Source organism: Pseudomonas sp. 8209 (assembly GCF_028682105.1).
Lineage (GTDB): Bacteria > Pseudomonadota > Gammaproteobacteria > Pseudomonadales > Pseudomonadaceae > Aquipseudomonas > Aquipseudomonas palmensis.
The window spans coordinates 440,529-456,897 of record NZ_JANIAH010000005.1; the positions used below are offsets into that span (position 1 = coordinate 440,529).

Genomic DNA, 16,369 nt, shown 5'->3' on the forward strand with positions numbered 1-16,369 from the left:
GAATGGCCCATCAGGGGGTATCCGGCTGACGCGAAGGGTGCGCCTGCACGAACGCATCATGCTCACCGGCCAGCGCCACCACCCGGCGAATCCGTGGCCAGCCCGACAGGTCCACATTGAACCGTTCGGCCGCATACACCTGCGGGATCAGGTACACATCCGCCAGCCCCGGCTCATCGCCGAAACAGAACCCCGCATCGCCGATCATCTGCTCCACCGCCGCCAGCCCCTGGGTGATCCAGTGGCCGATCCAGGCGTTCACCTGGGTGTCGTCATGCCCCAGCTCACGCAGCTGGTTGAGCACGCTGACATTGTGCAGCGGGTGGATGTCGCAACCGATCAACGCCGCCACGGCGCGCGCCTGCGCCCGCGCCACCGGCGACTGCGGCAACAGCGCAGGCTGTGGATAAACCTCCTCCAGGTACTCGATGATGGCCGGCGACTGCACCAGCAGCTCGCCCGAGTCGATACGCAGCGCCGGGATGCGCCCCTGGGGGTTCAGCCCCAGGAACTCGGCCTCGCGCTGCACGCCCTTGAGCAGGTTGACCGGCAGCGACTGGTAATCCAGCTGCTTGAGCGCCAGCGCAATGCGCACGCGGTACGACGAGGTAGAACGGTAGTAGGTATACAGTTCCATGCTCGTACCCTCTCAATGTGCCGGCAGAATCTTGCCGCGGCACTCGCCAAAACCGATCGACGCCACGTCATCACGCTTGCAGCGCGCGCGCAGGATGATCTCGTCGCCGTCTTCGAGGAACCTGCGCACCTCGCCACTGGCCAGTTCGATCGGCACCTTGCCGCCCTCGGTAATCTCCAGCAGGCTGCCGAACTGGCCAGACTTGGCGCCCGACAGGGTGCCCGAACCGAACAGGTCGCCTGGCTGCAACTGGCAGCCGTTGACACTGTGGTGCGCAACCATCTGCGCCACGGTCCAGTACATGCTCAGGGTGTTGCTCAGGGTCAGGCGATGCGCCGGCAGGTTCTGCTCGCGCATGCGCTCGGTCAGCAGCAGCACTTCCAGCTCGATGTCGAACGCGCCACCCGCCTGGTCACGCGGGTCGAGCAGGTACGCCAGCGGCTGCGGATCGCCTTCGGGGCGTGCCGGCTGGGCGCAGCGGAACGGCTCCAGCGCCTCGGCGGTGACCACCCAGGGCGACACGGTGGAGATGAAGCTCTTGGACAGGAACGGGCCCAGCGGCTGGTATTCCCAGGCCTGGATGTCGCGGGCCGACCAGTCATTGAGCAGGCAGTAGCCGGCAACGTGTTCGCCTGCCTGCGCTACCGGGATGGCATCGCCCATGGCATTGCCCTGGCCGATCCAGATGCCCAGCTCCAGTTCGTAGTCCAGCCGCGCGCACGGGCCGAAGCTCGGCTCGGTTTGCCCGGCGGGCAGGGTCTGGCCGTTGGGCCGACGGACATCGGTACCCGACGGGCGAATGGTCGAGGCACGGCCGTGGTAGCCGATCGGCACGTACTTGTAGTTGGGCAACAGCGGGTTGTCGGGGCGAAACAGCTTGCCGACGTTCTTGGCGTGCTCGATGCCTACATAGAAGTCGGTGTAGTCGCCGATGCGCGCCGGCAGGTGCAACTGGCACTCGGCGGCCGGGTACAGGGCCGGCTTCAGCGCAGCCTGGTGCGGGCTGTCGGCACCCAGCAGTTCGAGCAGGCGCTCGCGCAGGGCCACGCGGGCCTCACGGCCCAGGGCGAAATAGGCGTTCAGCGCACCACCGCGGGTGGCCTGCACCGCATTGCGGGCCTGGCCGTCGAACAGCCCGGCGGCCAGCACCGCGTCGAGGTCCAGAATCGCGTCACCGATGGCCACACCGCAGCGACGCTCGTCGCTGCCACGGCTGAAGATACCCAGCGGCAGGTTCTGCAGCGGGAAATCGCTATGCCCGTTGGCGTGCTCGACCCAACTGCGGGCAATGGCGGACTGGTTCATGGTTATCTCCGATTCGGGGTGAAGGTGCTCGGCAAGGTGGCCCAGCACGTGTCGTAGTCGGCCTGCAGTTGCGGGCATTCAAGCGCATGGCGGGTCGGGCGCAGCACCTGGCTGGTCTCGAACATGAACGCCATGGTGTTGTCGATCTTGCTCGGTGCAAGGTCGGCGGCAATCGCCCTGGCGCAGGTTTCGGCATCCGGGCCGTGGGCGCTCATGCAGCTGTGCAGCGAGGCGCCGCCGGGCAGGAAGCCTTCGGCCTTGGCGTCGTACTCGCCCTTGATCAACCCCATGAACTCGTTCATCAGGTTGCGGTGGAACCAGGGTGGACGGAAGGTGTTCTCGGCCACCATCCAGCGCGGCGGGAAAATCACGAAATCGATGTTGGCCATGCCCGGTACGCTGGTAGGCGAAGTGAGCACGGTGAAGATCGACGGGTCGGGATGGTCGAAGCTGACCGTGCCGATGGTGTTGAAACGGCGCAGGTCGTATTTGTACGGCACGTTGTTGCCGTGCCAGGCCACCACGTCCAGCGGCGAGTGCTGCAGTTCGCAGCCCCACAGCTCGCCGAGGAACTTCTGTACCAGCGGCACCGGGCCCTGCTGCTCTTCGTAGTGGGCCACCGGCGCGAGGAAGTCGCGCGGGTTGGCCAGGCCGTTGCTGCCCAGCGGGCCCAGGTCCGGAATGCGCAGCGGCGCGCCGTGGTTCTCGGCAATGTAGCCACGCGCCTGACTGTCGAGCAGCTCGACGCGAAACTTCAGGCCACGGGGCAGCACGGCGATTTCCAGCGGCTCCACGTCCAGCACGCCCAGCTCGGTGACGAGGCGCAGGCGGCCCTGCTCGGGTACCAGCAGCAGTTCGCCATCGGCGTTGAAGAACACCCGCTCCATGGAACGGTTGGCGCGGTAGTTGTAGATGCTGATGCCGGCCGGCTTTTGCGCCGCCGAGTTGGCCGCCATGGCTACCCAGCCGTCGATGAAGTCGGTGGGCTCGGCCGGGATGTCCAGCGGGCTCCAGCGCAGCCGGTTGGGAGTTACCGGGCCCAGCGGGCCGCCGCTCAACTGGCGCTCGAGGCGTTCGAATGCCGGGTGCAGTGCCGATGGCCGGATACGGTACAGCCAGGTACGCCGCTGCTCGCTGCGCGCCATGGTGAATGCGGTGCCGGAAAACAGCTCGGCATACAGGCCATACGGGGCTTTTTGCGGGGAGTTCTGGCCAACCGGCAGGGCGCCGGGCAATGCCTCGCTGGCAAATTCGTTGCCGAAGCCGCTCTGGTAAGCGAGGGCGGGAGTGGAATCGACGTTCATCGAGCCTCCAGTCAGGTAGCGTTATTATTATCGTAAACTGATTACGCATAACGTAATTTGATACCTGTAACCCGTCAAGCTATAAAGACGCCCACCTGTCAACACGGACCCCTTTCCCATGAGCAAAACCAGCACCGCCGACAGCAACGGCAAACAGAAGGTCCGCTCGGCGGAGGTCGGTACCGACATTCTCAAGGCGCTGGCCCAGCTCTCGCCGGCCACCTCGCTGTCGCGCCTGGCCGAGCATGTGCAGATGCCCGCGAGCAAGGTGCATCGCTACCTGCAGGCCCTGATCGCCAGCGGCTTTGCCGAGCAGAACCCGGCCACCAACCACTACGGGCTGGGCCGTGAAGCCCTGCGCGTGGGCCTGGCCGCGCTGGGCGGGATGGACGTGCTCAAAGTGGCGGCCATGCCGTTGTCACAGCTGCGTGACGCGCTCAATGAAAGCTGCTTTATCGCGGTGTGGGGCAACCAGGGCGCAACGGTGGTGAACATCGAACCTGCGGTGCGCGCCGTGACGGTGGTGACGCAGATCGGCTCGGTGCTGCCGTTGCTCAGTTCGTCCACCGGGCTGGTGTTCGGGGCCTACCTGCCCCAGCGCGAGACCATCGAGTTGCGCGACCAGGAACTGCTTGCCCTGGGCCAGGACGCCGCAGACTACGAAGCGCTGTTTGCGCAGATCCGCGCACGCGGCCTGCACCATGTGCATGGCCTGCTGATGCCGGGGGTGGATGCGCTGTCGGCACCGGTGTTCAACGCCATGGGCAACATCGCTGCCGTGCTGACCGTGGTGGGCCCTACCTCGATTTTCCATGCCGATGAACAGGGCCCGGCGGCGCAGCAGCTGCAGGCGGCGGCTCAGGCAATCAGCTGGCGCATGGGCTATGAACCACAGTGACCTGTTTTGGTGCACTGTTACCCACTTTGCAACAGTGAATGTCCGAAACGTCTATTTTTTTCGGTAGGGGGGCTGGCTATGCTGGCCGGGCTTGCAGCGAAACGCGGTTTCGCCAGGCGCTGGGCCGATGGTTTGGCGGTTAATGTCAGGTTAATCCTCTCCCCCTAGAGTAACCACCTGACACGTTGAACCCTCCCCCTTCAGGTTCACCGACGTTGATTTTGAAGCTCCTTGATCTACGTCTTGCTTGGCCGCTGCTTTTGCAGCGGCCTTTTTTATTTGTGCTGCCCGGTTCAGCCTGCGTGCCTGTGCAGATTGGCCATCATCTGCTGCAACGCCTCGAGGCTGTCCTGCGGGTGCACCGCGCCCTCGAAATCGCCGATGGCATCCCAACTTGCGGCGATGTCTTCCACGCTCATGCCCTGGCGCGGGTCGAAGCCCACCCCCAGGCTGCGTTCCCAGCGCACCTTGCCCACCCAGCCGCCACCGACCTCGTACAGCCCGCCGGTGTCCTGGCAGCGATCACTGCCCAGGTACACCACCAGCGGGCTGATCAGCTCGGGCTTGAGCTGTTCGAACACCTGCGGCGGAATCAGCCCCTCGGTCATGCGCGTGCCACCGGTGGGGGCGATGGCATTGACCAGGATGCCGTGCTTGCGCCCCTCGAGCGCCAGGGTGCGGGTCAGCCCGTACAGGCCCAGCTTGGCCATGCCGTAGTTGGCCTGGCCGAAATTGCCGTAGATGCCCGAGGTGGACGAGGTGAAGATCACCCGCCCCGCGTTCTGCTCGCGCAGGTGCGGCCAGGCGGCGCGGGTGAGCTTGTAGGCACCCTCCACATGCACGCGGTACACCTGGTCCCAGTCGCTGTCCTCCATCTTGTGAAAGGTCTTGTCCCGCAGGATGCCGGCGTTGTTGACCAGCACATCCACGCGGCCGAAGGTATCCAGCGCCTGCTGGACGATACGCTCGCCATCGGTGACCGAGTCATGGCTGGCCACCGCCGTGCCGCCCGCCTCGCGAATCTCGGCCACCACACGGTCGGCCGCCGATGCGCTGGCGCCCTCACCATGGGTGGAGCCTCCCAGGTCGTTGACCACCACGCGGGCACCATGACGGGCGAACAGCAGCGCATGGGCACGCCCGAGGCCCCCGCCAGCGCCGGTCACAATCACTACTTTTTCGTCCAGGCGAATCGACTCGGTCATCTCGGCACTCCGTTAACTGCAAGGAATATGGCAGCCAGTGTCAGCCAGCGCCCGGCCCCGGACAATCAACCGGGCGGACGCTGAATGGCAGGCGATAAGGCAGCGGGATGATCAGGACCAGGCGACCTTGTGCGCCAGGCTTGGCAGGGGTTGCTGCCGAAATGCCAGGTAGTGGCGCAGCACCTGTACCGGTGCCTCGGTGTGCGGATAATGGCCGATGCCCTGCAGGGTCACGGTGTCGGGTTGGGGCACCAGTTCGCAGTAGCGCGCCACCACATGCGCACCCGATACCGGGTCGGCGGCGCCATTGATAAGGCGCAGCGGTACGCCTGACTGCTGCAAGGCCGCCACCCAGCGCTCGCGCCAGGTGACGCGCTCGGGTACATAGGCTGCCAGCTTGTGCAGGATGCGATTGCCGCGGTTGGAGGCGATCAGGCTCCAGCAGTCATCCAGCACGCTTTCACTGGGGCGTGTGCTGCGGCCATAGAGGTGGGTGACATTCCTGACCAGGTCGTCGCGCCCGAACGAGCGCGCCACCAGCCAGCCAAGCCGGCTGAGCAGGAGCTTGTGCACCAGCAACGCACGGTGGCACTCCGGGAACAGGCCGGCGTTGAGAAACGCGCAACTGGCCACCTGGGCCGCCCCCTCGTGGTGACGGGCCAGCAGTTCCTGGGCCACCGTGGCGCCATAGTCATGGGCCAGCAGGTGCACCGGCTCCTGAACCTGCAGGTGTTCGAGCAGGGCCTGCTGTACGTCTGCCTGTTCCAGCAGGCTGTAGGTGTGGTGCAAAGGCTTGGACGAGTCACCGAAGCCGAGCATGTCGCAGGCGATCACGCGAAAGCGCTGGGCCAGGGGTTGCCACAGGTAGTGCCAGTCCCAGCTGGCGGTGGGGAAGCCGTGCAGCAGAAGCAGGGGCTCGCCCTGCCCTGCGCTCCAGTAGCGAATCGATTGCTGGCGAAACGTGAAACTGCGACCACGGGTACGCCAGACACTCAAGGGAATCTCGGCGAGGGGCATCACGCAGGTCCTGGTTCGGGGCTGCAACTTCCTGGGGGCAGCGCGTTGTCGGGCAAAGGGTTGGCGGCGGTCATTGCAATCACCTCGGCACATGGGTGTGCTCTGCTGCCGGTCAGTCTAGAGGCGCGATTCGATGGCGGGTGTTGCATTGCCAGCCAGCTTATTGGCCCATCGGGTCAGGGCAGTAAATAGTTACAGCAGGTGACGTAACAGTGGCGCCATGAACAGGTTGAAAATGCCCGTCAGCACCATCACCAGCCCCGCCACAGAGCCCTCTTCGCCGCCCACCTCATGGGCTCGGCTGACCCCGGCACCATGCGCCCCCACCCCGAACAGCGCCCCGCGTGCCAGCGGCGTGCGCAAGGGCAGGTACTTGAGCAGTACCCCGCCCATCAGGGCACCGAGCACCCCGGTGAACATCACGAACACCGCGGTGAGTTCCGGCACACCGCCCAGGTCGTGGGCCAGCGGCATGGCAAAGGGTGTGGTGATCGAGCGTGGCAGCAGCGACAGGCTCACCTGATTGTCCAGCGACAACGCATGGGCCAGGGCCCACGAACTGCCGATGGACGCCGCGCTGCCCACCAGCATGCCCAGCGACAGGGCCGGCCAGTGGCGTGCCAACAGCGCCCGCTGCTGCCAGATCGGCACCGCAAAGGCCACGGTGACCGGGCCCAGCACCGACATCAGCCAGTGGGTGTTGCGCGCGTACTCGGCGTAACCGGTGTGCAACGGCACCGCCACCGCCAGCAGCACCACCGGGACCAGGATCAGCGGCGACAGCAGGTAGCGCCCGGTACGTCGGTACAGCCAGCGGCTGCCCAGGTAGGCCAGCAGGGTCAGCGCCAGCCAGAACAGCGACATCGGCTCAAGCGTCATGGCGCAGCCTCCAGCGGCACGCCCACTCCACCGTGAAGGCAGTGGCGAGCATCACCAGCAGCGTGCTTGCACCGATCACCAGCAGAATGCGCCAGCCTTCGCTGCGCAGCAGCGGGCCGTAATCGAGCAGGCTCATCAGCGCCGGAATGAAGAACAGCAGCATCTCTGCCATCAGCAGGGTGGCGCCGGTCTGCAGGGTGGCCGGCTTGACCCGCCCGGTGGCGAACACCAGCAGCAACAGCGCCATGCCCACCACACCGCCCGGGATCGGCCAGTGCAGCCAGGCCGACAGCTGGCAACCGAGCAGGTACAGCACCAACAGCACGCCCAGTTCGGCGAGCAGGCGCGAAAATTTCTTGAATGAAACGGCAGTCATCGAAGGGGTCCTCTGAGGTCTGCAGTTTAAAATCCCGCTGCCCATGCAAAAAGCGAATTGTTAGACTGGCCCCCATTCCATAATGGAATTCAGGCAGTGGAATTCAAGCAACTACGCAGTTTTGTCGAAGTGGTTCATCGCGGCGGCTTCACCCAGGCCGCGCAGACCCTGCATATCAGCCAGTCGGCCGTGAGCAAGCAGGTGGCGCAGCTGGAGCACGACCTGGGCATGGCCCTGCTCGATCGCCATGGCTCGCAGTTGCACCTGACCGACGCCGGCAAGATCGTGCTGGCCCGCGGCGAGGCCATGCTGCGGCTACGCCAGGAACTGCACAACGAACTCGACGACCTTGGCCAGCTGGCGCGGGGCGAGTTGCGCCTGGGGCTGCCGCTGCTGGGCAGCGACGCGCTGTTTGCCGGGTTGTTCGCCGAGTACCGGCGGCGCTACCCGAACATCACCGTGCAATTGCTCGAAGGCGGCAGCCTGAACGTGGAGCACGCCGTGCGCAGCGGCGAGCTGGAGCTGGGCGGCAGCCTCACGCCCACCACACCGGGCTTCGAGTGCCAGCCCTTCTGCAACGAACCGCTGGATGCACTGCTGCCGGTAGCCCACCCACTGGCCACTGCCGGCAGCATCAACCTGGGGCAACTGGCCGACACGCCGTTTCTGCTGTACCAGCGCAGCTTCGTGCTCAATGATCGCCTGCTGGCGGCCTGCCAGGCCTATGGCTTTACCCCGAAGGAAGGCGGACGCAGCGGCCAGGCGGATTTTCTGGCGGCACTGGTGGCGGCAGGCCAGGGCGTTGTGTTGCTGCCACGGGTGGTGGCGCGGGGCCTGGAACGGCCGGGGGTGGTGCGTGTGACCTTGAGCGAGCCCAGCGACCTGCGCTGGGACATCGCCTTCATCTGGCGCGAGGGCGCCTACCTGTCACGGGCGGCGCAGGCCTGGCTGGCGCTGCTGCGCGAGCGCCCGCAACCGCTGTGATCAGCCGCGCAGCCTGGCGATGAACTCGGCCAGCCAGGGCTCGGCGTCGGTTTCGGGAGTGACGGTTTCACTGGCGTCCAGACGCAGCATCGGCTGCACTTCGTCGAGGCCCAGTTCGGCGAACAGCTCGCGCAATTGCTCGCCGCCGCCGCAGTAGGTGTCGCCATAGCAGGAGTCGCCCAGGCCGATCACCGCACCGGGCAAGCCGCGCCAGGCACCTGGCAGCACATCGCGGATCTCGCTGTACAGCGGCACCAGGTTGTCGGGCAGCTCGCCCATGCCGGTGGTGGACGTGATCGCCAGAAAGGCCTGCGGGGCAAAGCCCTGAACGTCCTGCAGGTTGGCACGGTTGGCCAGCAGGGTCTCGAAACCTGCCGCCTGGAGCAGCGAGGCGGCATGGCGTGCAACTTCCTCGGCAGTGCCGTAGACCGAGCCGGAAAGAATGGCAACTTTCATAACTAATCCCGAAGCTGAGTAAAAGCGTAGGATACTACCACCTGATGCGGGTACCGGACGCTGGCAATTGGCCCGCATGCAGATGCCGACCGCTCGGCAATCCACTAGAATCCTTCGCCTGGGTGCCCCTTTCACATTCGGTTCGACACGATGATCAACGCCAAGCTGCTGCAACGCATGATTGATGCCTCCAACGACGGGATCGTGGTAGCCGAACAGGAAGGCGACGACGACACCATCCTGATCTATGTGAACCCGGCCTTCGAACGCCTGACCGGCTACGCGGCCAACGACATTCTGTACCGCGACTGCCGCTTCCTGCAGGGCGAGCCGCGCGACGATGCGGCCCGGGCACGCATCCGCGACGCCATCCGCAGCGGCCAGCCATGCCGGGAAGTGCTGCTCAACTACCGCAAGGACGGCACGCCGTTCTGGAACGAGCTGTCGATCACCCCGGTGTTCAACGAGGCCGACCAGCTCAAGTACTTCATCGGTATCCAGAAGGACGTGAGCCGCCAGGTGGCCGCCGAGCAGCGGGTGCTGGAACTGGAGCAGGAACTGGCCCGGGCGTACGCCCTGCTCGACGCGCAGAAACCCGACGGACGGTCTTAACAAAGCCAGCGAATCGTTGTCCATCACCCACGAAGAAATGATTCCCGATTGAAATTGCCGAGTTCGCCCATGCAATCAGATGCCCTCCTGACCCAGGATGAGCTGGATTTCATTCAGACCATGCACCGTTCGCCACAGCTGAACCTGACGGACGTCACCTCCAGCCTGCGCCTTGATGGCGGCAGCGAGGTGCAGCAGCTGTTGACCCGGCTGGTGGCCCAGGAGCAGGTGACCCTGCAGGCGAATTTCGAGAACCAGCAGATGAGTTTTCCGCTGCAGCTGGTGGAAGACGAGTTCCATGCGGTGAGCCTGCAACTGGGCGCACCGAGCATCTATGAAGACGGGCCGATGATGCGCCCCTGGCGCCTCACGCTGGAGCCGCCGGTTGCGCTGGACGACGAGCTGGGCCTGAGCACCGACCTCAAGGTGTGCGAGATGTCGTTTCGCGGTGTGCTGGTGCAGGTACCGCGCAATCGCAAGCCGCCCAAGACCTTCAACCTGTGGTTCAGCCCCGAGGCCGACGCGCCGATCAACCTGCAGGGCACCTTGCAGCGCAAGACGGCCGACGGGCTGGCAGCGTATCGGCTGAGCCAGCACCAACCCCAAGAGATCGAGCGGTTGCGCCAGTACATCCTGCGCCAGCACCGGTTGGCGCATCCCGAATTGCATCCGGATTAACACCGCAGCGCGGCTTTCGCCGGCAAGGCCGGCCCCTGCAGGGTTGCAACTGCCTGCAGGAGCCGGCCTTGCCGGCGAAGGGGTTTCAGGTATCCAGGTGCTCTGCCAGGTACTGCTGCAGGCGCCGACGCATCAAGCGCCCCTCACTGCCCAGGCACGCCACCTGCGAGCGCATCAGCGCATCCTGGGCCAGCTCCGCCGCCTCCCCCGCGAACAGCAACGGGCAGTCCAGGCCCTGGGCCAGGCGCATCAAGCGCTTGGGCAGCTCGGCCGTTGGTGAATGGTTGGAGAACAGCACCAGTGCCTGCGGCGCCATGCGCTCGCACACCAGGCTCAGCTCCTCCAGCGGCTGCCCCACGGCCAACACCCTGATCACCACCTCGCTGCTGCCCAGCATCAGGGCCGCCACCAGCAACTCAAGCTCGCGGCAGTGCCCCGGCATCGCTGCCAGCACCACGCTTACCTCCTGCTGTTCGCGGGCCAGTTGCAGGCGCTGCAAGGCCCGGGCACGCAGGAAGCCATCGAGAAACAGCCACTCGCTCTGCGCACCGAATGCCTCGCCGGCCGCGCACAGGTCGTGCCATACCGGCATCAGGATGTCCTGGAACACCACCACCAGCGGATAGCTGGCGAAGACCTGCCCGTACACCTGCTCCAGGCGCCTCTCGTCGAATGCCTTGACGGCCTGGCGCAACTGCACCTGCCACTGCTTCCAGTCCGCCTGGGTGCCGGGCGCCTGGGCCGAGGGGGCCTGCTGCTGGGTCGCCTGGTTGCGAGCAAGGATCTTGCCGACCTTGCTCACCGCCACACCGCGCTCGATCCAGCCCAGAATGCTGCGCACGTCATCGATGTCGGCCTGGGAATACAGGCGGTGCCCACTTTCGGTGCGCACCGGCTGGATCAGCCCATAACGGCGCTCCCAGGCACGCAGGGTGACCGGGTTGATGCCGGTCAGGCGCGCCACTTCACGGATGGGGAAAAGCTCCTCCTGGCGGTGGGGAGCATCAGGTAGGGAAGCCGAATCAGGCTCGATCATCGCCGTAAAGACCGTGATTGCGTAGTGAAAGGCAATTCTACTCCCCTTGTACCAGCCCGCCGCAAGCACCATGCGCCGGGCAGCCGACACATCAGCACTGACGAGTCAGCTTATTTGCGGAATAATCCTTGCTTGTTCCCACACGAACACTCGAACGCCACCCACCACCCCGGGCAGCGTTGCATGGCCGTGGCTACCCGCCGCGCCGGTTTTTACCAGGAGATACACGATGTCTACCCCTCCGGTTACCTTGATGGTGGCGCGCCGCGTTGCCGAGGGTCGCTACGAAGACCTGATCGCCTGGCTGCGCGAAGGCGAACAGCTGGCTACCGACTTTCCCGGCTACCTGGGTTCCGGCGTACTGGCCCCGCCGCCCAACGACGACGAATTCCAGATCATCTTCCGCTTCGCCGACGAGAAAACCCTGCATGCCTGGGAGTTTTCTGCCTCGCGCAGCGCCTGGCTGGCCCGCGGTAACGGCCTGTTCCAGCAGCCCCACGAACACCGGGTCAGCGGCATCGACGGCTGGTTCGGCCCGGCCCTGGCACAACGTCCACCACGCTGGAAACAGGCCGTGGCCATCTGGCTGGCGTTCTTTCCGGTGTCGCTGGCCTTCAACCTGCTGTTTGGCCACTGGCTGGGCGAGCTCGGCCTGGTGCCACGGGTACTGCTGAGCACCCTGGCCCTGACCCCGCTGATGGTCTACCTGTTCATCCCGCTGTCGACCCACCTGCTGGCCAGCTGGCTGCACCCCAAGCCTGCCCCGCAGAGCGTTGCCGCGCCGCCCGTGGGCACCCGCTGACGCAGCGCCCCGGGGCGTGCAACGGCGGCGAGTTCGGGTATGCTGGGGCCTACCCAAGCGAATATCTGAAGTTGACCGCCCATTACATGAACAGCCCAATTCTTGTTACCGGGGCCAGCCAGCGAGTCGGGCTCGCGCTGGCCATCAAACTGGCGCAGGCCGGCCACACGGTCGTCAGCGCCAGCCGCAGCATCAGCGCGCAGGCGCCCCACCCGAACATCGTGCAGTTCCAGGCCGACCTGTGCCTGGAGCAGGACCGCCTGGCCCTGATCGACCACCTGCGCAGCCGCTATGACGGCCTGCGGGCGATCATCCACAACGCCTCGCTGTGGCTCGACGATGACCTGGCCAACCTGAACACCATGTTCAAGTTGCACGTGGAAGCGCCGTACCACCTGAACCTGGCACTGGGTGAGCAACTGCTCAAGCTGGACAAGTCGGACATCATCCACATCTGCGACGAAACCTCCTCGCGCGGCAGCAAGAGCCATATCGGCTATGCCGCCACCAAGGCGGCGTTGCAGAACATGGTGCTGTCGTTCGCCGAGAAGTACGCCCCCAGCGTGCGCGTCAACGCCATCCTGCCCGGCCTGCTGATCTTCAAGGAAGACGGCGACGAGCAGTACCGCCAGCAGGCGCTGAAGAAGGCCCTGCTTGAATTCGAACCCGGTGCCCAGCCGCTGATCGAGGCCGTGATGTTCCTGCTCGACAGCCAGTACAGCACCGGCAGCAACGTGGTCATCAACGGTGGCCGCCATTTGAAGAACCGCATCGCGGCCGGATGAGCCGCTGCACCGTGAAGGGAACCCCCATGGACCCGCAACAGCAACTCGAACTCGAAGCGGCGGCCTTTCGCCGCCTGGTAGCGCACCTGCGCGAGCGCACCGATGTGCAGAACATCGACCTGATGAACCTGTCCGGCTTCTGCCGCAACTGCCTGTCCAAGTGGTACAAGGCCGCCGCCGACGAGCGCCAGATCGACCTGAGCCTGGATGACGCCCGCGAAGTGGTCTACGGCATGCCCTACGCCGAGTGGAAAACCCATTACCAGAAAGAAGCCAGCGCCGAACAGCAAGCGGCATTCGCCAAAGGAAAACCCCATGACTGACCTGAACACCCTGCGCAGCCAACTCGACAGTGGCGAACATGTATTCGCCGACACGCTGGCGTTCATCGCCCAGGGCTACACCTACCAGCCACAGGCCTTCACCAATGGCGGTGTGGAAAACGCCGCCGGGCAGAACGAAGGGTCGTGCAAGACCCTGGGCCTGGCACTGCTCGAAGGCCTGAGCGACCAGCACGCGCTGCTGGCGTTCGGCGAGCACTACCGCTCGGTGCTGGCCACCCCCGAGGGCAGCGACCACGCCAATATCCGTGCGCTGATGCAGCACGGCCTGGCCGGCGTGACGTTCGCCGGCGCGCCGCTGCAACGCAAGGGCTGACGCCACACCGCTGCACAAGAACGGCCCACCTGGGCCGTTTTTTCATGCCTGGGGTTCGATCACCTGCCCGGGCACCTGCGCCGGCAGTTGTGCACTGCGCAGCCAGCCCAGTGCAATGGGCCACAGCTGCGCCTGAAAGCGGCTGTGAAAGAACGCGAAATGACCGACCCCCTTGGCATCGACCTGCTGCGCGGCGATGCGCAGGTGCGTGCACACGCTGGCGGTAAAGTAGCCCAGCAGGCGCTCGATGGCCGGCACCGTACCGAACGGGTCGTCGGTCAGGCTGATCGCCAGGATACTGGCCTGCACCTGGCCAAAGCCCAACGCCCCCAGCGCGCGACCGCTGGGCCGCTGTTCATAGGTGGCGGCGGGTGTCACCCAGTCGCGCACCACGCCGGCCGGGGTGTCCTCCATCCAGCCCAGGCGCTTGCCGGGAAAGTAGCCGAACACGCGGGTCAGCAGCGGCATTGCCAGGTGCCATTTGCACAGCAGCTGCCAGCGGCTGCCCGGGGCATAGTCACGCCAGTAGGCGAACTGCGCGCCCACCGTGACCACCCGCCGGATGTTCGCCGCCGACGCCGCCAGGCCCAGCGCGCAACCGCCGAAACTGTGCCCGACCACATCGATGGGCTGCCCGGGAAACTCGCGCCGGGCGCGCTGGAGCATCGCCTCGAAATCCAGCCGGCCCCAGTCCGACCAGCTGGCCTGAAAACCCCGCAAGGCGGCAGGGCGCGATTCGCCGATGCCGCGGTAGTCGTAGGTGATCACGTCGGCGCCATGGGCGAACAGGTAGTCGGCAAAACGCGAATAGAAACGGCAGCGCACCGAGGTGGCAGGGTTGATGATGACCACCGCCCGCGTGGGGTCCGCCGTGCCATGGCGCCAGGTGAAGCCGCCCAGGCTGAAGCCGTCTGCCGCCTCTTCGCGAAACGGCTGGGCAACGCTGGGCGCCTGGGTGGTGAGGGGTTGATTCATCGGTGCCGGCTCCTTCAGGGCCCTTCGCAGCGCAGCATCGGCCAGCGGGTGGGCCAGCCCTTGTGGGTGATGCGCGAGGCGTAGACCGTCTGTTTCTGGCTAACGTAACGCGCGGTGCGGCGCAGTACCAGCCCGAACAGGTCATTCAGCCCCAGGGGCGCAGCGACTTATCATTGTGGGTTCGGCCACCGGCAGGTTGCGCGGGCGCTGGCCGCCGATCACCGGCGCGCCGGCCCGCGCCCGCCTCAGGCAAGCTCGGTGTAGCGCGCCGCCACCTCGGCCTGGCGGATGTCCGAGATCAGGGTGTGACGCGCCGCCTGGAAGGCCGTCCAGCGGGCGTCGTCATGCAACGGCGGGATGGTCACGCCCTCGCGGCGATCGAACCCCACCAGCGCCGCATCCACCAGGTGGTCCACCTCCATCACCTGCGTCAGGGTGTTGATGTCGATGCCCGAGCGCTCCCAGATCTCGGTACGCGTGGCCGCAGGCAGCACCGCCTGCACGTATACGCCGCTGGGCGAGAGCTCCAGGCTCAGCCCTTGCGACAGGAACTGCACGAACGCCTTGGTGGCGCCATACACCGTCATGCCCAGCTCCGGTGCCAGCCCTACCACCGAGCCGATATTGACGATGGCCCCCTCCCCGGCCTGCGCCAACCGTGGCGCGATGGCATGGGCCAGGCGCGCCAGCGCGAGGGTGTTGAGCGTGATGATGCGCGTGACGCTGTCGGCGCTCTGCTCGACGAAGGCCCCCGACTGCGCCGCCCCGGCGTTGTTGATGAGGACGCCGATGCGGGCATCTTCGCGCAGGCGGGTTTCGACCCTGGCAAGGTCTTCGGCCAGGGTCAGGTCGGCCTGCAACACCTCGACGGCCACGCCGTGAGCCTGGGCCAGGCGGCTGGCCAGCCCGTCAAGGCGAGGCCTGTCGCGGGCTACCAGCACCAGGTCATGGCCACGACGGGCAAAACGCTCGGCGTAGGTAGCGCCGATACCGGAAGAAGCACCAGTGATGAGAACAGTGGCAAGGGTAGTCATGGGGTTGCGCTCTCGATGGGTGGGTAACGAGCCGCTATGATGATGACCATAATCTTAACCGTCAACGGTTTTGATGACGATTGACATCAATGTATAGTGGGCCCCTGACTGACGGCACACGCAGCGAGGAATCTGCACATGAGGGTCACCAAGGCACAGGCGCAAGCCAATCGCGCGCACATCGTCGAGACCGCGTCCGAACTGTTTCGCGAGCGCGGCTATGACGGGGTGGGCGTGGCAGACCTGATGGCGGCGGCAGGGTTTACCCACGGCGGCTTCTACAAGCACTTCGGCTCCAAGGCAGACCTGATGGCCGAGGCTGCTGCCTGCGGGCTGGCCAAGACTGCCAGCGCCGAAGAAGCGCTGGACGTGGCGCAATTTTTCCAGCGTTACCTGTCGCGCGAACACCGCGATGCACGCAGCACCGGCTGCACCATGGCCGCCCTGTGTGGCGACGCGGCGCGCCAGCCGGCCGCAATCAAGGCGACCTTTGCCGACGGCCTGGAGGGCCTGCTCAAGCGGGCCGAGCACGCAGGTGCCGAAAACGGCGATCAAGACCCGCACACCGCACGCGCCAGGATGATCGAGCGCTTTGCCCAGGCGGTGGGCGCGATCATGCTGTCGCGCGCCTGCCCGGACGATGCGCCATTGGCCGACGAAATCATCGAGGTGTGCCGCAAGGCCATCGTTGCCCCGCTCGCCGACTGAGGTGCCCGCCCCGTAGCTGTC

At 65.8% G+C, this 16,369-nt stretch carries 21 protein-coding genes; 9 read left to right on the forward strand and 12 right to left on the reverse strand.

Annotated features, from left to right (window positions below; genetic code table 11):
• Nucleotides 1-10: 10 nt before the first annotated feature.
• The 3 genes from maiA to hmgA are packed head-to-tail and all read right to left on the reverse strand — an operon-like array spanning nucleotide 11 to nucleotide 3,246.
• Nucleotides 11-637, reverse strand: a complete 627-nt coding sequence (maiA, locus tag NP552_RS13625; RefSeq protein WP_196932562.1) for a maleylacetoacetate isomerase — start codon at nucleotides 635-637, stop codon at nucleotides 11-13.
• A gap of 12 nt (nucleotides 638-649) precedes the next feature.
• Entirely contained in the window at nucleotides 650-1,942 is a 1,293-nt protein-coding gene (fahA, locus tag NP552_RS13630; RefSeq protein WP_274096816.1) for a fumarylacetoacetase, read from the reverse strand.
• A 2-nt stretch (nucleotides 1,943-1,944) separates the two neighbouring features.
• A complete protein-coding gene (hmgA, locus tag NP552_RS13635; protein ID WP_043860418.1) occupies nucleotides 1,945-3,246 on the reverse strand; it encodes a homogentisate 1,2-dioxygenase in 1,302 nt (433 codons plus the stop codon).
• A 118-nt stretch (nucleotides 3,247-3,364) separates the two neighbouring features.
• Here hmgA and NP552_RS13640 point away from each other — a divergent pair, with 118 nt between their 5' ends.
• Nucleotides 3,365-4,144, forward strand: a complete 780-nt coding sequence (locus NP552_RS13640; protein ID WP_043860419.1) for an IclR family transcriptional regulator — start codon at nucleotides 3,365-3,367, stop codon at nucleotides 4,142-4,144.
• Between the two features lie 293 nt (nucleotides 4,145-4,437).
• Here NP552_RS13640 and NP552_RS13645 read toward each other — a convergent pair whose 3' ends face one another.
• The 4 genes from NP552_RS13645 to NP552_RS13660 all read right to left on the reverse strand — a co-directional run bounded on the left by NP552_RS13645 (nucleotide 4,438) and on the right by NP552_RS13660 (nucleotide 7,621).
• The gene (locus NP552_RS13645; RefSeq protein WP_043860420.1) at nucleotides 4,438-5,349 is read right to left on the reverse strand and encodes an SDR family oxidoreductase; all 912 of its coding nucleotides are present in this window, start codon (nucleotides 5,347-5,349) and stop codon (nucleotides 4,438-4,440) included.
• 111 nt (nucleotides 5,350-5,460) lie between these two features.
• Nucleotides 5,461-6,366: an alpha/beta fold hydrolase gene (locus NP552_RS13650; protein ID WP_043860421.1), complete on the reverse strand. Its 906-nt coding sequence runs from the start codon at nucleotides 6,364-6,366 to the stop codon at nucleotides 5,461-5,463.
• A 192-nt stretch (nucleotides 6,367-6,558) separates the two neighbouring features.
• Nucleotides 6,559-7,245, reverse strand: a complete 687-nt coding sequence (locus tag NP552_RS13655; RefSeq protein WP_043860422.1) for an LrgB family protein — start codon at nucleotides 7,243-7,245, stop codon at nucleotides 6,559-6,561.
• A complete protein-coding gene (locus NP552_RS13660; protein WP_043860423.1) occupies nucleotides 7,235-7,621 on the reverse strand; it encodes a CidA/LrgA family protein in 387 nt (128 codons plus the stop codon). The genes NP552_RS13655 and NP552_RS13660 overlap by 11 nt, the downstream gene beginning before the upstream one ends.
• A gap of 96 nt (nucleotides 7,622-7,717) precedes the next feature.
• Between NP552_RS13660 and NP552_RS13665 the strand changes: the two genes are divergently transcribed.
• Nucleotides 7,718-8,605, forward strand: coding sequence for a LysR family transcriptional regulator (locus NP552_RS13665; protein ID WP_274096817.1), 888 nt, complete (start codon nucleotides 7,718-7,720; stop codon nucleotides 8,603-8,605).
• Here NP552_RS13665 and NP552_RS13670 read toward each other — a convergent pair whose 3' ends face one another.
• On the reverse strand, nucleotides 8,606-9,061 hold the full coding sequence (locus tag NP552_RS13670) for a flavodoxin (RefSeq protein ID WP_043860425.1): 456 nt from the start codon (nucleotides 9,059-9,061) through the stop codon (nucleotides 8,606-8,608).
• A gap of 150 nt (nucleotides 9,062-9,211) precedes the next feature.
• Between NP552_RS13670 and NP552_RS13675 the strand changes: the two genes are divergently transcribed.
• Together NP552_RS13675 and NP552_RS13680 are read left to right on the forward strand one after the other, a co-directional pair.
• Nucleotides 9,212-9,673 carry a PAS domain-containing protein gene (locus NP552_RS13675; protein ID WP_078479492.1) on the forward strand — a complete coding sequence of 154 codons (462 nt, stop codon included), beginning with the start codon at nucleotides 9,212-9,214 and terminating at the stop codon, nucleotides 9,671-9,673.
• Nucleotides 9,674-9,742: 69 nt separating this feature from the next.
• Nucleotides 9,743-10,351 (forward strand): hypothetical protein, encoded by a 609-nt coding sequence (locus NP552_RS13680; protein WP_043860427.1) that lies wholly within the window; start codon nucleotides 9,743-9,745, stop codon nucleotides 10,349-10,351.
• A gap of 85 nt (nucleotides 10,352-10,436) precedes the next feature.
• Here the strand turns inward: NP552_RS13680 and NP552_RS13685 are convergent, their stop codons facing one another.
• A complete protein-coding gene (locus NP552_RS13685; RefSeq protein ID WP_043860428.1) occupies nucleotides 10,437-11,387 on the reverse strand; it encodes a MerR family transcriptional regulator in 951 nt (316 codons plus the stop codon).
• A gap of 229 nt (nucleotides 11,388-11,616) precedes the next feature.
• Between NP552_RS13685 and NP552_RS13690 the strand changes: the two genes are divergently transcribed.
• The 4 genes from NP552_RS13690 to NP552_RS13705 all read left to right on the forward strand — a co-directional run bounded on the left by NP552_RS13690 (nucleotide 11,617) and on the right by NP552_RS13705 (nucleotide 13,631).
• Nucleotides 11,617-12,189 (forward strand): antibiotic biosynthesis monooxygenase, encoded by a 573-nt coding sequence (locus NP552_RS13690; protein WP_043860429.1) that lies wholly within the window; start codon nucleotides 11,617-11,619, stop codon nucleotides 12,187-12,189.
• Nucleotides 12,190-12,275: 86 nt separating this feature from the next.
• Nucleotides 12,276-12,974 carry a dihydromonapterin reductase gene (gene folM, locus NP552_RS13695; RefSeq protein ID WP_054914885.1) on the forward strand — a complete coding sequence of 233 codons (699 nt, stop codon included), beginning with the start codon at nucleotides 12,276-12,278 and terminating at the stop codon, nucleotides 12,972-12,974.
• A gap of 26 nt (nucleotides 12,975-13,000) precedes the next feature.
• Nucleotides 13,001-13,297 (forward strand): DUF1244 domain-containing protein, encoded by a 297-nt coding sequence (locus NP552_RS13700; protein ID WP_123752868.1) that lies wholly within the window; start codon nucleotides 13,001-13,003, stop codon nucleotides 13,295-13,297.
• Complete coding sequence (locus tag NP552_RS13705) at nucleotides 13,290-13,631, forward strand: HopJ type III effector protein (RefSeq protein WP_043860432.1); 342 nt, start codon at nucleotides 13,290-13,292, stop codon at nucleotides 13,629-13,631. The genes NP552_RS13700 and NP552_RS13705 overlap by 8 nt, the downstream gene beginning before the upstream one ends.
• A gap of 42 nt (nucleotides 13,632-13,673) precedes the next feature.
• Here the strand turns inward: NP552_RS13705 and NP552_RS13710 are convergent, their stop codons facing one another.
• The 3 genes from NP552_RS13710 to NP552_RS13720 form a co-directional block, all read right to left on the reverse strand.
• Nucleotides 13,674-14,606, reverse strand: a complete 933-nt coding sequence (locus NP552_RS13710) for an alpha/beta hydrolase family protein (protein ID WP_123752870.1) — start codon at nucleotides 14,604-14,606, stop codon at nucleotides 13,674-13,676.
• A 14-nt stretch (nucleotides 14,607-14,620) separates the two neighbouring features.
• Nucleotides 14,621-14,761 (reverse strand): nucleotidyltransferase family protein, encoded by a 141-nt coding sequence (locus NP552_RS13715; protein WP_123752893.1) that lies wholly within the window; start codon nucleotides 14,759-14,761, stop codon nucleotides 14,621-14,623.
• A 90-nt stretch (nucleotides 14,762-14,851) separates the two neighbouring features.
• A complete protein-coding gene (locus NP552_RS13720) occupies nucleotides 14,852-15,640 on the reverse strand; it encodes an SDR family NAD(P)-dependent oxidoreductase (protein WP_123752871.1) in 789 nt (262 codons plus the stop codon).
• 138 nt (nucleotides 15,641-15,778) lie between these two features.
• Here NP552_RS13720 and NP552_RS13725 point away from each other — a divergent pair, with 138 nt between their 5' ends.
• Nucleotides 15,779-16,348: a TetR/AcrR family transcriptional regulator gene (locus NP552_RS13725; RefSeq protein WP_229589874.1), complete on the forward strand. Its 570-nt coding sequence runs from the start codon at nucleotides 15,779-15,781 to the stop codon at nucleotides 16,346-16,348.
• The last annotated feature ends 21 nt before the right edge of the window (nucleotides 16,349-16,369 follow it).

What these genes read in the sequence shown, in the direction of transcription:
- maiA (WP_196932562.1), bottom strand. Translation starts at nt 637, where the DNA reads ATGGAACTGTATACCTACTACCGTTCTACCTCGTCGTACCGCGTGCGC.
- fahA (WP_274096816.1), bottom strand. Translation starts at nt 1,942, where the DNA reads ATGAACCAGTCCGCCATTGCCCGCAGTTGGGTCGAGCACGCCAACGGG.
- hmgA (WP_043860418.1), bottom strand. Translation starts at nt 3,246, where the DNA reads ATGAACGTCGATTCCACTCCCGCCCTCGCTTACCAGAGCGGCTTCGGC.
- NP552_RS13640 (WP_043860419.1), top strand. Translation starts at nt 3,365, where the DNA reads ATGAGCAAAACCAGCACCGCCGACAGCAACGGCAAACAGAAGGTCCGC.
- NP552_RS13645 (WP_043860420.1), bottom strand. Translation starts at nt 5,349, where the DNA reads ATGACCGAGTCGATTCGCCTGGACGAAAAAGTAGTGATTGTGACCGGC.
- NP552_RS13650 (WP_043860421.1), bottom strand. Translation starts at nt 6,366, where the DNA reads ATGCCCCTCGCCGAGATTCCCTTGAGTGTCTGGCGTACCCGTGGTCGC.
- NP552_RS13655 (WP_043860422.1), bottom strand. Translation starts at nt 7,245, where the DNA reads ATGACGCTTGAGCCGATGTCGCTGTTCTGGCTGGCGCTGACCCTGCTG.
- NP552_RS13660 (WP_043860423.1), bottom strand. Translation starts at nt 7,621, where the DNA reads ATGACTGCCGTTTCATTCAAGAAATTTTCGCGCCTGCTCGCCGAACTG.
- NP552_RS13670 (WP_043860425.1), bottom strand. Translation starts at nt 9,061, where the DNA reads ATGAAAGTTGCCATTCTTTCCGGCTCGGTCTACGGCACTGCCGAGGAA.
- NP552_RS13675 (WP_078479492.1), top strand. Translation starts at nt 9,212, where the DNA reads ATGATCAACGCCAAGCTGCTGCAACGCATGATTGATGCCTCCAACGAC.
- NP552_RS13680 (WP_043860427.1), top strand. Translation starts at nt 9,743, where the DNA reads ATGCAATCAGATGCCCTCCTGACCCAGGATGAGCTGGATTTCATTCAG.
- NP552_RS13685 (WP_043860428.1), bottom strand. Translation starts at nt 11,387, where the DNA reads ATGATCGAGCCTGATTCGGCTTCCCTACCTGATGCTCCCCACCGCCAG.
- NP552_RS13690 (WP_043860429.1), top strand. Translation starts at nt 11,617, where the DNA reads ATGTCTACCCCTCCGGTTACCTTGATGGTGGCGCGCCGCGTTGCCGAG.
- folM (WP_054914885.1), top strand. Translation starts at nt 12,276, where the DNA reads ATGAACAGCCCAATTCTTGTTACCGGGGCCAGCCAGCGAGTCGGGCTC.
- NP552_RS13700 (WP_123752868.1), top strand. Translation starts at nt 13,001, where the DNA reads ATGGACCCGCAACAGCAACTCGAACTCGAAGCGGCGGCCTTTCGCCGC.
- NP552_RS13705 (WP_043860432.1), top strand. Translation starts at nt 13,290, where the DNA reads ATGACTGACCTGAACACCCTGCGCAGCCAACTCGACAGTGGCGAACAT.
- NP552_RS13710 (WP_123752870.1), bottom strand. Translation starts at nt 14,606, where the DNA reads ATGAATCAACCCCTCACCACCCAGGCGCCCAGCGTTGCCCAGCCGTTT.
- NP552_RS13720 (WP_123752871.1), bottom strand. Translation starts at nt 15,640, where the DNA reads ATGACTACCCTTGCCACTGTTCTCATCACTGGTGCTTCTTCCGGTATC.
- NP552_RS13725 (WP_229589874.1), top strand. Translation starts at nt 15,779, where the DNA reads ATGAGGGTCACCAAGGCACAGGCGCAAGCCAATCGCGCGCACATCGTC.